This is a genomic window from Mesorhizobium sp. M0496 (assembly GCF_040321205.1).
Lineage (GTDB): Bacteria > Pseudomonadota > Alphaproteobacteria > Rhizobiales > Rhizobiaceae > Mesorhizobium.
Genome location: NZ_JAMYRC010000060.1, coordinates 20,668 through 35,613, shown reverse-complemented (window position 1 = coordinate 35,613; position 14,946 = coordinate 20,668). Strand labels below are relative to the sequence as shown.

Genomic DNA, 14,946 nt, shown 5'->3' with positions numbered 1-14,946 from the left:
GCCACCCTATCTCCATGAATGTAGGTTCCCCTGCGAACGCCGTGCATGCTGCATGGACTGACGAACGATACAAGATGGGCTGCCAGACGAATTTCGAGATCGGCGCCTTCCGTCGCCGATATGTTACCGCGTTGGCACGAACAATTTTTTTGGGAGAACCGACCGATAGATCGCGGCACGTTCATCAGGCGTGCCTTGATGGTTTCCTCGCTGCCTTTGACGCTATACGGCCTGGAGTGAAGTGCAACGATGTGGAAAGAGCTTTTCGACGCGAATTTGGACCTCGGGGCGTACGAAAGGAATCCAGAATCGGATATACAATAGGCATCGATTGGGCGTCGGACAACCCGTGCTTCCAAGAGAGCGATGAGACGGTTCTCCAGGCCAACATGACCATGCATCTCATCATTGGCATCTTTGAACGGACCGATGGTTATATTTTCAGTGAAACCATTCGCGTAACCGATAATGGCGCGAAGTCCTTCAGCAATATGTCGCGCGACCTGCTGGTAAATCATTGATGTCTTGCGAGGCCGGCGCAGTGTGATGCGCTGTGCCGCATTCCAGAGAGCCTAGCAGGTTGTTGTCACGTTAAGTCCCCTGCTTGAGAAGCCTTGAGGCGTCTTTAGCGCCCGTGGACAAAGATTGACTGCGGAGTCCGTTTTTGAGTCAAGGCTTCCACTTGGAGACAGCTTTGGGCGGCGGATCGGTCTGACGGACGAGGAATGGGCGCTGATCGGTCCGCTTCTTCCTGCGGAACGAGGACGCGGATGCCGTCCTGCTCAGGACAATCGACGGTATTTCGAAGGTATGATGTGGATGGTGCGCACCGGCGCACAATGGCGACACCTGCCTGATGAATACTGCAAGTGGAACAGCGTCTTCCGGCGCTATCGACGCTGGGTCGAGACCGGCGTGTTCGAGGCAATGCTCGAAACGCTGGCAGATGTGGTCGAGCGAGATTGAAGCGCCGACGTGATCGACAGCACCATTGTCCGGGCACACCATTGCGCGGTCGGCATAAAAAGGGGACTCAGGAGACCGAGGCGCTTGGTCGATCGCGCGGCGGCTTCACCACCAAGCTCCATGCCCGGTGCGATGCGAAAGGCCGCCCGCTCGGCTTCGTCCTAACGCCCGGGCAAACGCACGACACCCAAGGCTTTATACCAAGATTCACTGATCAGAACTCCTGAGGCTAATCTCGCAGGCCGATAGACATTATCCGCCATGGTTGCTCGACAAGCTTGTTCCATGCGTCGCAACAATGGTCGACAATTTCGTCGTAGGAGCCGAACACCCGGTTCGATAGCCAGTTGTCGCGCATGAATTGCCAGATGTTTTCCTGCGGGTTGAGCTCCGGGCATTTTGAGGGGATCGCGATGATGGAGATGTTGGTTGGCAGTTCGAGCTTTGGCGTCAGGTGCCAACCAGCCTGATCCATAAGCAGCACGGCGTGGGCACCGGGCGCGACGTTCAGTGAGATCTCTGCCAGATGAAGGTTCATGGTGTCGGATGCAGTGTGGCAGAACGAGGCCGGCAGCCTTGCCCTCCTGCGGGCATATCGCCCCGAAGATATAGGCGGACTTGGTGCGTTGATCATGCGGTGCAGATGGCCGCGTTCCTCGCTTCGCCCAACGCCTCGTGATCTTGTTCTTTTGCCCAATCCGGGCTTCGTCCTGGAACCAAACTTCTATCGGCGTGCCGCGCGGGAGGGACGCTCTGACCTTGTCCAACTCGGCGGCAAATCGCTTCTGGATCCTGGGCATGATGCTTGGGCCGCGCTGAAAGCTTGCGGTAGCCGAGCGCTCGCAGCTCGCGGCTCAGCGTCGGCCTCGAAACCGACAGCGAAATCGTCCCAGAGCATTTGCGCCAGGTCGATGATCCGCCAGCGCACCACCCCGTGAACGGCCGGTATCGGGCCCCTCTCGATCGCGTCGACCAGAGCCGCGCGATGTGTCGCATTCAGCAGCGACGGCTGCCCTGGCGCCTTCCGGTCGATCAATCCGTCAGGTCCGGTCGCGTTGGATAGTGTCCTGAAGGTTCTGCAAAAAGCTCTGGAGAGAGAACAGGCCTTGCCCTGAGGCGAGGCGGCCATGGCACGCTGGTGACGTTGCGATCACCGATTCCCGTGGAAGGGTAAGTGCCATGACCAATCGAGAAGTTAGACTGAGCAGAGGCGAGTTGAAAGCGTTGCTGTTGTCGGATGAGGACGGCTTCCGCAGAGTTTTGCAGGCTGTCGTGCAGGAGGCTTTGGAAGCCGAGATGACGGAGGCCATCGGGGCCGAGAAAGGCGAGCGGACGGCGGAGCGGGTTGGTTACCGGTCCGGCTATTATGAGCGCAAGCTTGTGACGCGGGTTGGGGTCCTGGAACTTCGCGTTCCGCAGGATCGGACCGGCCGGTTCTCGACGGAATTGTTCGAGCGTTATCAACGCTCGGAGAAGGCACTGGTATCGGCGCTGGTCGAGATGTACGTGCAAGGCGTGTCGACCCGCAAGGTCAAGGCGATCACCGAGGAACTGTGCGGCCATTCCTTCTCGGCCTCGACGGTGAGCGAGGCGACGGCGCGGCTGGATGAAGCCCTGAAGGCGTTCTTTGAGCAGCGGCTTGCCGAACCTTACCCGTACCTCATTCTGGACGCGCGCTATGAGCGGGCGCGCGAAGCCGGCGTGATCGCCAGCCAGGCGGTCTTGGTGGCGATCGGCGTCGACTGGGAGGGCCGGCGCCAGGTGCTCGGTGTCGAGCTGGCCAACCGTGAAAGCCATTCGAGCTGGCGCGCGTTCGTGGCAGGGCTCAAGCAGCGCGGGCTTGCCGGCGTGGAGTTCGTCGTCTCCGACGACCATCCGGGGCTCAGGGCAGCGATCCGGGAAGTCCTGCCTGAGGCAGTCTGGCAGCGCTGTTACGTGCACTTCCTCAGAAACGCGCTCGATTATGTGCCGCGCAAGGTCGATGACGACTGCCTGATGGAGCTCAGATGGTTCTATGACCGGCGCGACCTAGCCGAGGTCAAGCGCGACCTGGCGCAGTGGATCGCCAAATGGCAGGCAAAATACCCGAAGCTGGTGGATTGGGTGGAGAACAACATCGAGGAGACGCTGAGCTTCTACCGGCTGCCGCTGCCGCATCACAAGCACATGAAGTCGACGAACATGCTGGAGCGGCTAAACCAGGAGATCAAGCGGCGCACCCTGGTCGTTCGCATCTTCCCCAACCCGCAGAGCTGTTTGCGGCTGGTTCGGGCATTGGCGGTGGAGATCCACGAGAACTGGCTCGAGGCGACCCGCTACCTCAACATGGATCATCTGCGCGAGCACAAGAAGGAGAGCCTGAGAGCACTGGCCGCCTGAGACGCGGCCCGCCATGTCCGCCGCTCCGCTAAACACGGGGGCTGCGCGGCGGACACGCCAACGTCACCGCTGAATGCCACGCCATTTTTGCAGAACTTGACGCACACAACTGCGTTGAACTTCACCACCCAGTCCCGGATGATCTGCAGCGTTACTCCGCCGATCCGCGCTGCCTCCGTCCGGATCGCACCCTCATAGATCGCCGCCAACGCCAGCAGACGCCGGGCCTGTGCTCCATCCTTTGATCTACGCGCGGCTGCTCTCACCGTGGTGGCGTCAAAATCTGTGCGATGGGCATGGCGAACTCCGGTCCGTTTGCCATGTTGAATCAATTCAAGCCGCCGCTGGCAACCCCTCCGGAGTCAGCCTCTGTGAGACTTGGTATTAGTTCATACTGAACTCCTTCCGTGCCTCTGCAGCACACTCTCATCGATGAACACGAGCTTCGCCGGATCGAGATCGAGCTGGCCGTCGAACCAGTCCCGGCGCCGCTTCAGAATGTCGGGGCGATCCTGCTCCAGTGCGTGCGCGGACTTCCTAAGAAACAGCCGCCTCAGTCTCGCATGGAACGTAAGCGGTCAGCCGATAACGTCAGGCCTAAAGTTCCAAGGCATGAGCATTTCGATCTCGGATGCCGGCCATCCTTGAGCGATGCGGGTCAAGGTCTGCGAGAGCCAGTCGAGCGGATCGACGCTGTTCATTTTGCAGGTTTGCAGCAAGGTGGCTACCGTCGCCCAGGTTCGTCCACCGCCTTGGCTGCCGGCGAATAGACTATTCTTTCGCGTGATCGTCTGGGGCCTGATTGCACGCTCGACGATATTGGAGTCGATTTCGATGCGACCGTCCATCAGAAAGCGTTCCAGCGCCTCCCGCCGGGTGAGCGCGTAGCGGATCGCCTCGGCGGTCTTGGATTTTCCAGAGACCTTCCCCAGTTCCGCTTCCCATAGATCGAAGAGGCTCGCGACAATGGCCACGGACTTTTCCTGACGGAGCGCGGCGCGGCTTCCGGCATCCTTGCCGCGAACCTCGTCCTCGACCCTCCACAATTCGGTCATGACGATTATCGTTACCGTCGCGGCCTGCGAGATCCCGCTAATATGCAGGTCGTAGAATTTGCGCCGCAGGTGAGCCCAGCACCCGGCGAGCCGGATTGATTCATTGCTGCCGGCTTTGGCCCCTGCCTTGACCAGGTTGGTATAGGCCGAGTAGCCATCCACTTGCAGGATACCGCTGAACCCGGCGAGGTGGCGCGCCACGCAATCTGCGCCTCTGCTGTCCTCAAAACGATAGGCAACCATTGGCGGACTGGTTCCGCCATAGGGTCGATCATCTGTGATTTTTCATGGAATGAGGACCCTGTTTGAGGGGTGATTTTCGTCCAAACGGGGCTCTGACTCACATTTGATGATTTTCGCTGCTGGCGTTGTGCTGTTTTCTGAGGGGAATCAGCACCATGGTGAGAAATTTGCGTTTGTCGTCGTTGATCCCGGAGGGATTAGCCGTCGAGGCCATCGCCGAGAGCGAAGGAGTGATTGCCGTTACCGCCCGCTCAGGGGCGCCAGCGCGACCTTGCCCTCTTTGCCGCAGAGTGTCGCACCGGATCCATAGCCGCTATCTTCGACGAGTTTCGGATCTTCCCTGTACCGGGATGAAGGTAGAGCTTCACCTCGTTGCCCGCCGCTTTATCTGCGATGCGCCATTGTGTCGTCGACGAATCTTCGCTGAACGCTTTGACGACTGCGTTGTCGCCGAGCGATCCCGCCGGACCTCGCGATTGGAGTGTATCGTTCATCATCTTGGGCTGGCGCTCGGCGGCCGGCCGGCGGCCAGTTTTGCGAAGCGGCTGATGGTCCCGGTCAGTAATGACACGCTGCTGCGGGTGGTGCGGCGACGGGCCTGTTTGCAAACAGATCCTCTCAAAGTTGTCGGCATTGATGATTGGGCCTTCCGTCGCGGCCATCGTTACGGCACGATCGTCTGTGATCTGGAGCGGCGGCGGATCGTGACGCTGTTGCCTGATCGTGAGGTTGCCACCGTCGAGGCCTGGCTCGCCGACCATCCTCAGATCGAAACCGTCTCGCGCGACCGCGGCGGCGGTTACGGTGAAGCGACCGCGAAGGCGTTGCCCGAAGCGGTTCAGGTCGCCGACCGCTGGCATCTCATGGAGAATGCGAGTGCGGCTTTCCTCGACGCCGTCCGCAAGTCGATGCGGACAATCCGAACTGCGATCGGCGCTACGACGGTCAATCCCGATCTGCTCACCTACGCGGAGAAGCGGCAATACGAAGGCTATCTGCGGCGCGAGGAGACAAATGCGGCAATCATGAAACTTGCCAGCGAAGACATCCCTATCAAGGAGATCGTGCGTCGCACCGGCCACAGCCGTAAGCTGGTCCGTCAGGTGGTCCGTGGCCAGCGGACCGATATTTTCCGCGCCCGCCAGAGTTCACTCGAAGCCTGGCTGCCCTTCCTGGACGGGCAATGGAAATCTGGTTGCCACAATGCAAGCGAGCTTTGGCGACGGCTGAAGACAAAGGGCTTTCGGGGACGTCTGGGTGTCGTCAGCGAATGGGCAAGGCGACGACGACGCGCCGAACAGGCATCCGATCAGCAACTCCACAAGGTGCCATCAGCCAGAACGATCGCACGGTTAATGACGACGGCGCGCGATCATCTGAACAAAACCGACACGGTGATGATCGCCGTCATCGAGGCGGGTGTGCCCATGCTGGTGGAAGCACGCAATCTGATCGCTGGTTTCCATTCCATGATCCGCAAGAAAGTCGCCGATGAGCTCGAGCCGTGGATCGCCGACGCCAGCAAAAGCCTCATTGCGTCTTTCGCCAATGGCATCATTCGCGACCGTGCTGCCGTCCGCGCCGCGATCACCGAGCCATGGTCCAACGGGCAGACGGAAGGACAGATCACCAAGCTCAAGCTTGTAAAACGGCAGATGTACGGCCGCGGAAAGCTTGACCTTCTCCAAGCACGTTTGATCGGTGCTGCCTGAAACAAAATATCATCGAGAGTGCGTCAGACCCCCTTTTGCGCGAAAATATGGGGTCCCGATTCCGTGATCATTGACAGATCATCCCGTGCGTAGGCCCGTAGCCAGGCTTTCGTGGTTTTCCCGGAACCGGGGGCAAGGGTGGGCAAGGTCGTCTCGTCGGCGAAGACCCTTTCGCCCTCCTTCACACGCTCGAGGATGTAATCAGCGAGCATCTGCAACTCGAAGCCCAGATGCCCCATCCACTGCGCCATCAGCGACCGGCTGATCTCGACACCGTCGCGCAGATAGACCGTCTCCTGCCGGTAAGATGTTGCGCACGGAATTATGCTGCGGAAGCTCCGGTTCTCCCTGAGTTTCAGGCGATTCCAAGCAAATCTCCGCAACATAATTTTCTGAAGTCAAATTGCATTCAGGAACGCCATCACACCCTTGTCCTCCTTCCAAGGCCGGTCTGGCCCCGAAGCCGCTGCATCGCACAGCGCCATCGCTTCGCCTTCATCTGGAGATCGATTTCGGCGTAGATGTTGGTGGTCTCGAGGCTGACGTGTCCGAGCCATGCGCGGATGGTGTTAAGGTCGACACCGGCCTGCAGCAAATGACAGGCGCTTGTGTGACGGATCACATGCGGCGTGATGGCCCTTGCGGCAAGCGTTGGTACGCGCGCCGCGCATCGCTCGACAAGCCGATAGACGCCGAACCGCGTATAGCGCTTGCGATGGCGGCTGATGAAGACGGGGGCACCGTTTGCGCGTCCCCGAACGAGTTCGCCAAGCGCGTCTTCCGTGCGTGGCCACAGTGGGCATTGCCGGATTTTGTTGCCCTTGCCGCAAAGGGTGACGAGCGCATGATTGTCGCGGTGCCGGCCGACCTGGAGATTGTCGACCTGCAATCGGGTCGCCTCCGAGACCCGCGCCCCGGTGTTGTAGAGGAAGAGCAACAAGGCGTGTTCGGCCCGGCCCGGCGGCGTCTGGCGCTCGGGAACCGCGAGCAGGGCCTCCATCTCATCCTTGGACATCCACGAGATCGGCTGTGATGCAGCCTTCTTCGTTGCAATGGCGCGGATCTGCGCACACCAGGCGAGACGGGCCGGATCACGGCTGGCGACGAAGCGGGCGAAGGACCGGATCGCCGTCAGGCGTTGGTTGCGGGTCTGCACCGAACAGCCGCGGTCCTCCTCAAGATAGGCAAGGAACTGCAGCACGCGTGATGGAGCGATATCCTCGACATCCAGGAGGTCCGCTGGTTTGCGGACCTTGGCGCTGATAAATGGCAGGAGCAGCGTGAAGGTGTCGCGGTAGCTCTTTTGCGTGTTGCGGGCGAGACAGCGCTCGGTGACGATGTAATCAGCCAGGAAGCGCCGGAGCCAGGGGCCGAGCGTGCGGGAATCACGCATGGTCTCCTCCATTGACGTAGCGGTCGAAGCAGACCGACGCTTCGTACAGGAGCTCCGGCGTCATGGACAGGTAAACGCTTGTGTCGTCCAGGTTGGCGTGGCCGAGATAGGTCGAGAGCGCCGGCAGCAGCCGTTGCACATCGGCGCCCTCGCGGTACCAGGACGTCAGCCGGTGCACGGCCGCGGTGTGGCGCAGGGCGTGCAGACACGGGGCGCGCCGGCCGTCATCCTTGCGACCGATTCCGGCGGTCTCGAGCAGCCGTCTCAACGCATGGTTGACATTGTGCTTCCTCACCTGCGTTCCGTCGCGGTTTGCAAGGAAGGCGGACGCCATCCCTTCGGGCAGCGGACGGTCCGAACGTCGTTCGGCATAAGCCCTAAGCGCGCCGGCGAGTGGGGAGGCAACGGGAACGAGGCGGCTCTTGTAGAATTTGGTGTTCCGCACCGTCAGCACGGCGTCCGCAAGGTCGACGTCCCTCATGGACAGGTGGAGCGCCTCACTGGTTCGCAGTCCAGCTCCGTACAGGATCAAGAGCAGTGTACGGAAGGTGTCGGCATCGAGCCGGATGGCGTGCTTGCGGCTGATGTCGACGGCCCCGAACAGGCGCTGCAGTTCCTCGCGGGAATAGATGTAAGACGGCGCCGATTGCGGTTCTCTCGGCTCTTCGTCCGCCGCCGGCAGCGGCGACCGGGCGGCATAACCGCGGCTGATCGCATAACGGTAAAATCCGGCGAGAGCGCCGTACTTGTTAGCACGCCAACGGGTGAGCGGACCGGTTCCGGCGAGGAATCGGCGCACCTCGCTTTCTGGAACAGCATCGCAGCACACGTGCTCAGGAACGCTCTTGCAAAATTGGTACAATGTGCTTGCGCTGGTAATAAATCGGGCGCCATGGGCTCGCCGCCACGCTACATAGTGGTCGATCGCGTCACGGAGGATCATAACAGCCCCTCCAGATCAATCTCCGCAACCTCGCGAAGAGCATTGAGCTGCACCTTGGCGTAGATTGAGGTAGCCGCGGTGCTTCGATGGCCGAGAAAGTCGCCGACCGCTTTCATCGACAGACCCTGATCGAGGAGATGCTGGGCGGCGGCATGGCGCAGCGCATGCGGACCGCGGCGTTTGCCGGTGATTCCGAGACGATCGAGACGAGTACAGACGATCCCCTTTATTACTCCCCGGCTAAGCGGCTTGATCGGGGCCTTCATCGTCAGGAACAGACTTCGTTCCGGGTGCGCGGGACGAACCGCGCGCAGGTAGCGCAGGATCGTCTGCCCCACGCCTGGTGACAGCGGATAGAGATGCGTGCGTCCGGGCTTGGGACAGCGCACCCGCAACATCTCCTGCTCCCAGTCCAGATCGTCGAGCTGAAGGCCGCTGACCTCGCCGGCGCGCAGGCCGTAGGTGATCAGCAGCATCAGGATGGCACGGGCGCGTATGTCGTAAGGACGGTCGCCCTCAGTGGTCGCGAGCAGGCGGATGACCTCGTCCCGCTTCAACCCTTTCGGAATCGTCTCGCCGGGATAGCGTCGCGGCGGCATGATCCCGTCGGCCAGCCCCGGCCTGCACCAACCCTGCTGTCCGGCGAACCGGACGAATCTGCGCAGTTGCTGCGCATAGAGATGGATCGTTGATCGACTGAAGCCGCGCGCGTGACAGCGCGCGATGAACTGATCGATCATGGTGATCCCGACCGACGCCAGATCGACGCCTCTCCCGTCCAGCCAGACAAAAAAGCAATCGACCGTCCGGCAACATCCTTCGATCGTGGCGTCCGCCCATCCGTATTCGGAAGACATGCGCGCCGCAAAGATAGTGACCTCGCGCGTATGGGAGTGGCGTGTCGTCTCGGGCTCCTCAAGCCAGCCCATAAAGCGCATCCATCGCTCAGCGTGCCCGAAGAATTGTCGACGCGCGCCAGGTCGTGATTTGCGTTCGGCGGGTAAAGACCATAGCCGGAAACCATTCTCGACCTTGAGCAAGATCGAGCTGTCGTTGTCATGCAAATCGAGAATGCGCACCAGGTCCAGCTGGTAGGCGGCGATCTTGCACAGCGTCTCAAGCTTGATGCCGATTTGCTCGCAATGGGCAAGATAGAGGAGCCGCTCCCTGAGCAATGGAGCGGAACGATATCGTGCGATCGCAGACGGTCGGCTAAAAAGAACCTCAAACATAACCCAGGTCTCCTCGTTGTTGGCGCCTGGATCATGACATCGGATGTGCTTCAGAAAATTATGTTGCGGAGATTTGCTTGGAATCGCCTGAAACTCAGGGAGAACCGGAGCTTCCGCAGCATAATTCCGTGCGCAACATCTTATCGTTTATGTTGATATCAACATAACCGGTAAAGCGGAAGGCCGTCGGCGTATTTCGACACGGCGATGTAGGCGAGCAGCCGCTCCGTCGGCAGGCCGCTTTCAACGATGTGCGCCGACGCCAGAGCCTGGACCACGCCGTCACGGCCCCGGAAAGCGTATTTGGGACGGCGCGTGACGATGACCCGGAACTTCGGCGGCACGACGTCCAGCCGCTCGGATCGGTCCTCACCGATCAGAACCTTTTCCAGCCCCTCGCAGTCGCCTGGGATTTCCGGCTCGATAACTTCCTCGATGCGTTCGAGGTGGGCAGCAAAACCTTTGCGCGGACGCGGGGCGCGCTTCGGCTTGTTTCCGACCGCGCGGTCGAGTTCGCTCCGGATTTCAGAAAGGCCGGTCTCGACCTCTTCGAAGGCAAAGGAGGCCTGCTCGTCGTCGATGGCCAGGCGTAGCCGCTCGGAACGCGTGCCATGGTGCGTGCGCTGTAAAACTTTCAGGATCGACGTGAGATTGGCGATCCGCTCGTTGGCGCTCCTCTCGACGGCCTTCAGCCGGGCGACCTCCGCCTCGGATGCTACGATCCGAGCTTCGGCGACTGCGATCCGGGCCTCGCTTGCAGCCTGCTCGCGAGCCATGGAAAGGATCATCGCCTTCAGCGCATCAACGTCGTCGGGAAGAGCAAGACCCGGTAGAACCATGGCAAGCAACAGAGCACAAAAACAGCCGCTTTCCCAACCTCCAGCCGCATGATTCATCTTGCCGCAGGCCGGTTTCAGCCCGTCGATAACGGCCGCCTGACCCTGGCCGGACGGATCTTTTTCCAGTCTAACCCGGCCAGAAGCGCCATCAGCTGCGCGTGGTCGAGACGCATGCGCGCGGCCGATATCGCAGACCAGCAGAAGCTGTGATCTTCCAGAGTCTTCGAATAAAGACAAACCCCGCTGCCGTCCCACCACACGATGCGAACCCGGTCCGCACGCTTCGAGCGGAACACGTGAAGCGCCCCCGAGAACGGGTCCAGGCCGCCATCCCTGACCAGCGCCATCAAAGATGCCGCGCCCTTGCGGAAGTCGACAGGTTGGCACGACACGTAAACCACCACACCGGAAGCGAGTATGCCTTGCGAACCGCGCGGATGATTCTCGCCAGGCGATCGGGATCAACATCGCCGCCGGCGCGCACCACGGCATCGCCAATGACGATTTCCACCATGTCGCTGCCCATCGCTTCAAAGCGCGTGAACTTCGCCGGCTTGCTCGCTGCCTCCGTCAGTGGCGCAACCATGCCCGACGAAAGCGCCTTGCGGCGCCATGCATAGAGCTGCGAGGGGTCCAGCCCCTCGGAACGCGCAACTGCCGACACATTACCCCCTGGCGAGAAGGCTTCGGCGACAAGCCGTGCCTTCTCTTCGTCCGACCGATGGCGCGGGCTTGCGTCGGGACGGCACAGGCTCCGCCGTCAAAATCTCGAATGTTCGATGATGGCTCATACTGTCGCTCACAGGATTCTCCGCATGATTCATGCTGAAAATGAGCGATCAACCGCCTGCACGCTACGTGGGGATGCCTACGCGCTTACCATGGAACAGCTTGCAAAACGAAGCCCAGCGATTTGGCGCGCCGCTTCAGGTTGGCGAGGACACGGCTGCGATATTGTTCCTCATAGTGATCGGCGCCCGGATCCCTGTAGGTCATGCCATGCCTGAGGGTGTTGTAGAACAGGACCGCAATTTTGCGGGCGGTCGCCGTCACGGCCTTCGCCTTGCCCGCACGAGAGGACAGCCGACGATAGAATGCTCCGAGCGCCGTATCGCTCCGCCCGATAGTCGTGGCCGCCAACCGCAACAGCGCTGCTGCCCGGCTGGATGATCTCCGCGTGGGTGAAGAGAGCACCTTGCCGCCGGAGATTTTGTTCCCCGGCGCGAGACACAGCCAGGAGGTAAAGTGCTTGGCGCTCGGCCAAGCCCTCAGATCCGTGCCGCACTCGCCGACAAGCTTTAACGCGAGTGACGGACCCAATCCATGGATCTCGGTCAGATCAACGCCAAGCACGCCGTATAGAGCGGTCCTCACATCGAACGATGGTGTATTGACCTGCTTGGTCTTCACCCGCGGCCTGGAGAGCTTGCCGACCGGCTTGGTCCCTTTGTCAGTCAGCGCCGCTATTAAGGATTCCAGCTTGCGATCGCAGTCGAGCATCTTGGCCTGATAGGTGTCGTAAAGCTCCAGCGACTGGGTCAGGGCGAAGACATGTTCGTCCCGGTCGTTGCCCACCAGTGCAGCGCGGATCGTCTCGACAGAGGAATGGCAGCGCACATCGCGGTAGGTAGCCAATATATCGGGATTGCGCTCGCCCGCTACAATCGCTCGGATGATCCGCATACCGGTCGCGCCGGTGACGTCGGAGACGACGTGGTGAAGTTGCAGGTTCATTTCCGTCAGGGCCTTCTGCATGTGCTGGATATGGGCGGCTGCGTATTCCACGAGCCGCTCCCGCTGACGCAGATAGGCGCGCAGGGTTGCGATCTCGGCATCAGGACGGAAACTCCCGCGTAACAAACCGTAAGAATGAAGCTGGCGGAGCCACGCGGCATCGCTGACATCTGTTTTGCGCCCAGGCACGTTCTTTGCGTAACGCGCATTGACCAGAATGACCTCGAACCCGTGCTGCTCGAGAATCTCGTAGGCCGGGATCCAATAGACCCCGGTGGATTCCATCGCGACACTGGTCACGCCGCACGCTTTGAACCAGTCCGCCAGATCATGCAGGTCTTGCGTGAATGTGCCAAACGCTCGCACTGGTGTGTCTGTGCAGGCCGGGTCGACCGCTGCCATGTGCATTCTTGATCCGATGTCGATGCCAGCGGCACCAACATTGACCGGCTTCAACTCCGGGCGGTCGCCGGTCGTCATCTTGGGCATCGCAAATCCCCCATCAAAAATTGTGGGCGGGAGGGTCTGGGCTATGCCTATCTTCATCTTCCTAATGGGGATCGCCGTTGGAGCGGCGTCACCACTCTCAAGTTCGCATGCACCCATGGACCACTTTTTTTTACGGGGACTGCGCCTCCAATAAGCTGACGGTCGCTACCCTCCGAGGTGCGAGGGTAGCATAGGCTGTTTCTACCGCGCGCAGGCGGGCAACGGCCCGTGACAGTTTTTTTGAATGTCCAGCCGTGGCCGCGAAGCCAGGCGCTCAAGGCGCTGCGGCTGATCCGCACCGAATGCTCGGCGCTGAGCCGCTCCACCATCTCGTTCAGCGTGATGTCCTTGCGCTCCTCGATCAGCCCGACGATGAAGGCTTCATGCGCATCGAGGCTGGAGGCGCGGCGGCGGCCCTGCGGGCGTGGCGCCAGTTCGCCGATCTTCGCCCGCACAATCCAGCGGATCGCGCTGGACACTCCCACGCCGAACCGCGCCGCCGCTTGCCGCGCCGACATGCCCTCGTCCGAAGCCTTCAAGACCCGCGACCGAAGATCCCCGCTCAATGCTCTTCCCATCATCCACCTCCGTCGAGATGGATGTTGAATCAGCACAAGACGCGTAATTACTCACGCCCTTGTCAGGGGCAAGAATCCCTGAATCTATGGGGATATGGAACGCACTGATTTGCAGCGTCTGACGAAGGAAGAGCTGATCGATCTGATGTTGCGGATGCAGCGGCCAGAGAAGACATCACGCACGTCGTCCAAGCCACCGTCGAGCGATCGCAAGGCGCGGCGGGACAGGGCAAAGCCTGCCGGCGCCAAGGCGGGTCATGAAGGTCACAGCCGCGCCATGAGTGAGGATGCCGATCGCATCATCGATCATCATCCCGACCAATGCCTTTGCTGCCGCGCCAGCCTGTCGAGCGATCTTGCTGCCGAAACCGTCAGCGAGCACGACAAGATTGAGCTTCCTGCGATCAGGCCTTTGATTGAGGCGCCATCGGCGTCTGGCAGTCCGTTGCCCGTCCTGCGGCACGCTGGTCGTCGCGGCTGTGCCAGATGCGGCGAAGGGGACGCCGTTCGGGCCACGCGTGCACGCCGTAGCGACCTATCTCAAGACTTTCCAGGCCCTGTCCTACGAGCGGCTGCAGGGCGCGTTCGCGAACCTTTTCGGTCTCACCATTAGCCAGGGCGGACTGATGAACATGTTGCGCCGTGCGCAGGGCGCCTTCGCGGACGAGTGCGACAAGGCCGTCGCGGCGTTGCGCCGGGCCAAGGTCATCGCCTCCGATGAGACCGGCGTGGGGATCGAAGGAAGCAACGCCTACCACTGGGTGTTTCGCTGCGCCGAAGCGGTTGTTCATCAAGCGGCGCCAACGCGCGGCGCTGTCGTGGTCCGGACCCTGATGGACGGCCATCGGCCCGACGTCTGGTGTTCCGATCGCTATGCCGCGCAACAAGGTCACGCAAATGCGCATCAGACCTGCCTGGCGCATCTCGCCCGCGACGTCGCCTATGCGGACGAGGCAAGTGAGGACATGCTGCCCTCACGGCTCAAGCGTTGGCTGCAAAGGGCCTTCGCCCTAGCCGACGGTATCGAAACCTTCGCCGCCTCGACCATCGCCGGCAAGCGTCGCGCCCTGGAGCGAAGTCTGGACGATATCTTCGCCACCACAACGTCATGCGATCTGGCCCGCGACATCCAAAACAAGTTCAGGCGAGCTCGCGATCAACTTTTGACCTTTGCCCAATGACCAGGAATGGTCGACGCGACGAACAACGCCTGCGAACGCGCGCTGAGACCCGCCGTCGTTCAACGGAAGATCACCAACGGCTATCGCGCCATGTGGGCCGCCCAGGGCGAAGCCGACATTCGAACCGTCGTCGACACGGCTCGTCTCACGCCAGGCACGAACCCCTTCAAAATCATCCTTCAAACCGTCAGCGCCTGAAATC

General features: G+C 61.0%; 11 protein-coding genes and 8 pseudogenes. 6 read left to right on the top strand and 13 right to left on the bottom strand.

From position 1 onward, the window contains the following. The 3 genes from NKI73_RS30805 to NKI73_RS30795 form a co-directional block, all read left to right on the top strand. Window positions 1-521, top strand: a 521-nt coding sequence (locus tag NKI73_RS30805) for a M24 family metallopeptidase (RefSeq protein ID WP_352635490.1), incomplete at its 5' end; no start/stop codon positions are given. A gap of 124 nt (window positions 522-645) precedes the next feature. Continuing rightward, window positions 646-966: a transposase gene (locus NKI73_RS30800; RefSeq protein WP_352635488.1), complete on the top strand. Its 321-nt coding sequence runs from the start codon at window positions 646-648 to the stop codon at window positions 964-966. Continuing rightward, window positions 870-1,193 carry a transposase gene (locus NKI73_RS30795; RefSeq protein WP_352635487.1) on the top strand — a complete coding sequence of 108 codons (324 nt, stop codon included), beginning with the start codon at window positions 870-872 and terminating at the stop codon, window positions 1,191-1,193. The genes NKI73_RS30800 and NKI73_RS30795 overlap by 97 nt, the downstream gene beginning before the upstream one ends. Before the next feature lie 2 nt (window positions 1,194-1,195). Here NKI73_RS30795 and NKI73_RS30790 read toward each other — a convergent pair. Next, window positions 1,196-2,101: pseudogene (locus NKI73_RS30790) on the bottom strand (IS630 family transposase); the annotation flags it as partial. Between the two features lie 44 nt (window positions 2,102-2,145). Between NKI73_RS30790 and NKI73_RS30785 the strand changes: the two are divergent. After that, the gene (locus NKI73_RS30785; RefSeq protein ID WP_352635485.1) at window positions 2,146-3,345 is read left to right on the top strand and encodes an IS256 family transposase; all 1,200 of its coding nucleotides are present in this window, start codon (window positions 2,146-2,148) and stop codon (window positions 3,343-3,345) included. Window positions 3,346-3,455: 110 nt separating this feature from the next. On the opposite strand, the pseudogene NKI73_RS30780 reads toward NKI73_RS30785, so the two are convergent. The 3 pseudogenes from NKI73_RS30780 to tnpC (NKI73_RS30770) all read right to left on the bottom strand — a co-directional run. Beyond that, a pseudogene (locus NKI73_RS30780) lies at window positions 3,456-3,674 on the bottom strand (hypothetical protein); the annotation flags it as partial. A gap of 87 nt (window positions 3,675-3,761) precedes the next feature. Continuing rightward, window positions 3,762-3,884 (bottom strand): annotated as a pseudogene (locus NKI73_RS30775) (IS630 family transposase); the annotation flags it as partial. Window positions 3,885-3,923: 39 nt separating this feature from the next. After that, window positions 3,924-4,676 (bottom strand): annotated as a pseudogene (tnpC, locus tag NKI73_RS30770) (IS66 family transposase); the annotation flags it as partial. A gap of 122 nt (window positions 4,677-4,798) precedes the next feature. Here tnpC (NKI73_RS30770) and NKI73_RS30765 point away from each other — a divergent pair. Continuing rightward, window positions 4,799-6,355, top strand: coding sequence for an ISL3 family transposase (locus tag NKI73_RS30765; protein ID WP_352635483.1), 1,557 nt, complete (start codon window positions 4,799-4,801; stop codon window positions 6,353-6,355). 32 nt (window positions 6,356-6,387) lie between these two features. On the opposite strand, the pseudogene NKI73_RS30760 reads toward NKI73_RS30765, so the two are convergent. From NKI73_RS30760 to NKI73_RS30720, 9 genes and pseudogenes are all read right to left on the bottom strand, one after another. Continuing rightward, a pseudogene (locus NKI73_RS30760) lies at window positions 6,388-6,660 on the bottom strand (IS66 family transposase); the annotation flags it as partial. A gap of 116 nt (window positions 6,661-6,776) precedes the next feature. Further along, window positions 6,777-7,748: a tyrosine-type recombinase/integrase gene (locus NKI73_RS30755; protein ID WP_352635481.1), complete on the bottom strand. Its 972-nt coding sequence runs from the start codon at window positions 7,746-7,748 to the stop codon at window positions 6,777-6,779. Next, window positions 7,741-8,691 (bottom strand): tyrosine-type recombinase/integrase, encoded by a 951-nt coding sequence (locus NKI73_RS30750; RefSeq protein ID WP_352635479.1) that lies wholly within the window; start codon window positions 8,689-8,691, stop codon window positions 7,741-7,743. The genes NKI73_RS30755 and NKI73_RS30750 overlap by 8 nt, the downstream gene beginning before the upstream one ends. Continuing rightward, window positions 8,688-9,923, bottom strand: coding sequence for a tyrosine-type recombinase/integrase (locus tag NKI73_RS30745; protein ID WP_352635478.1), 1,236 nt, complete (start codon window positions 9,921-9,923; stop codon window positions 8,688-8,690). The genes NKI73_RS30750 and NKI73_RS30745 overlap by 4 nt, the downstream gene beginning before the upstream one ends. A 167-nt stretch (window positions 9,924-10,090) precedes the next feature. Next, a pseudogene (locus NKI73_RS30740) lies at window positions 10,091-10,762 on the bottom strand (transposase domain-containing protein); the annotation flags it as partial. Between the two features lie 74 nt (window positions 10,763-10,836). Continuing rightward, window positions 10,837-11,109 (bottom strand): IS66 family insertion sequence element accessory protein TnpB, encoded by a 273-nt coding sequence (tnpB, locus tag NKI73_RS30735; protein WP_352635476.1) that lies wholly within the window; start codon window positions 11,107-11,109, stop codon window positions 10,837-10,839. Then, window positions 11,109-11,426: an IS66 family insertion sequence element accessory protein TnpB gene (locus NKI73_RS30730; RefSeq protein WP_352635475.1), complete on the bottom strand. Its 318-nt coding sequence runs from the start codon at window positions 11,424-11,426 to the stop codon at window positions 11,109-11,111. The genes tnpB and NKI73_RS30730 overlap by 1 nt, the downstream gene beginning before the upstream one ends. Window positions 11,427-11,638: 212 nt before the next feature. Further along, on the bottom strand, window positions 11,639-12,985 hold the full coding sequence (locus NKI73_RS30725) for an IS110 family RNA-guided transposase (protein ID WP_352635472.1): 1,347 nt from the start codon (window positions 12,983-12,985) through the stop codon (window positions 11,639-11,641). Window positions 12,986-13,227: 242 nt separating this feature from the next. Continuing rightward, a pseudogene (locus tag NKI73_RS30720) lies at window positions 13,228-13,563 on the bottom strand (helix-turn-helix domain-containing protein); the annotation flags it as partial. A gap of 94 nt (window positions 13,564-13,657) precedes the next feature. Here NKI73_RS30720 and tnpC (NKI73_RS30715) point away from each other — a divergent pair. Then, window positions 13,658-14,942 (top strand): annotated as a pseudogene (tnpC, locus tag NKI73_RS30715) (IS66 family transposase). The last annotated feature ends 4 nt before the right edge of the window (window positions 14,943-14,946 follow it).

Coding starts and splice junctions, on each gene's coding strand:
- tnpB (WP_352635476.1), bottom strand. CDS start 11,109: ATGGCGCTGGTCAGGGATGGCGGCCTGGACCCGTTCTCGGGGGCGCTT.
- NKI73_RS30750 (WP_352635479.1), bottom strand. CDS start 8,691: ATGATCCTCCGTGACGCGATCGACCACTATGTAGCGTGGCGGCGAGCC.
- NKI73_RS30755 (WP_352635481.1), bottom strand. CDS start 7,748: ATGCGTGATTCCCGCACGCTCGGCCCCTGGCTCCGGCGCTTCCTGGCT.
- NKI73_RS30725 (WP_352635472.1), bottom strand. CDS start 12,985: ATGCCCAAGATGACGACCGGCGACCGCCCGGAGTTGAAGCCGGTCAAT.
- NKI73_RS30785 (WP_352635485.1), top strand. CDS start 2,146: ATGACCAATCGAGAAGTTAGACTGAGCAGAGGCGAGTTGAAAGCGTTG.
- NKI73_RS30745 (WP_352635478.1), bottom strand. CDS start 9,923: ATGTTTGAGGTTCTTTTTAGCCGACCGTCTGCGATCGCACGATATCGT.
- NKI73_RS30765 (WP_352635483.1), top strand. CDS start 4,799: ATGGTGAGAAATTTGCGTTTGTCGTCGTTGATCCCGGAGGGATTAGCC.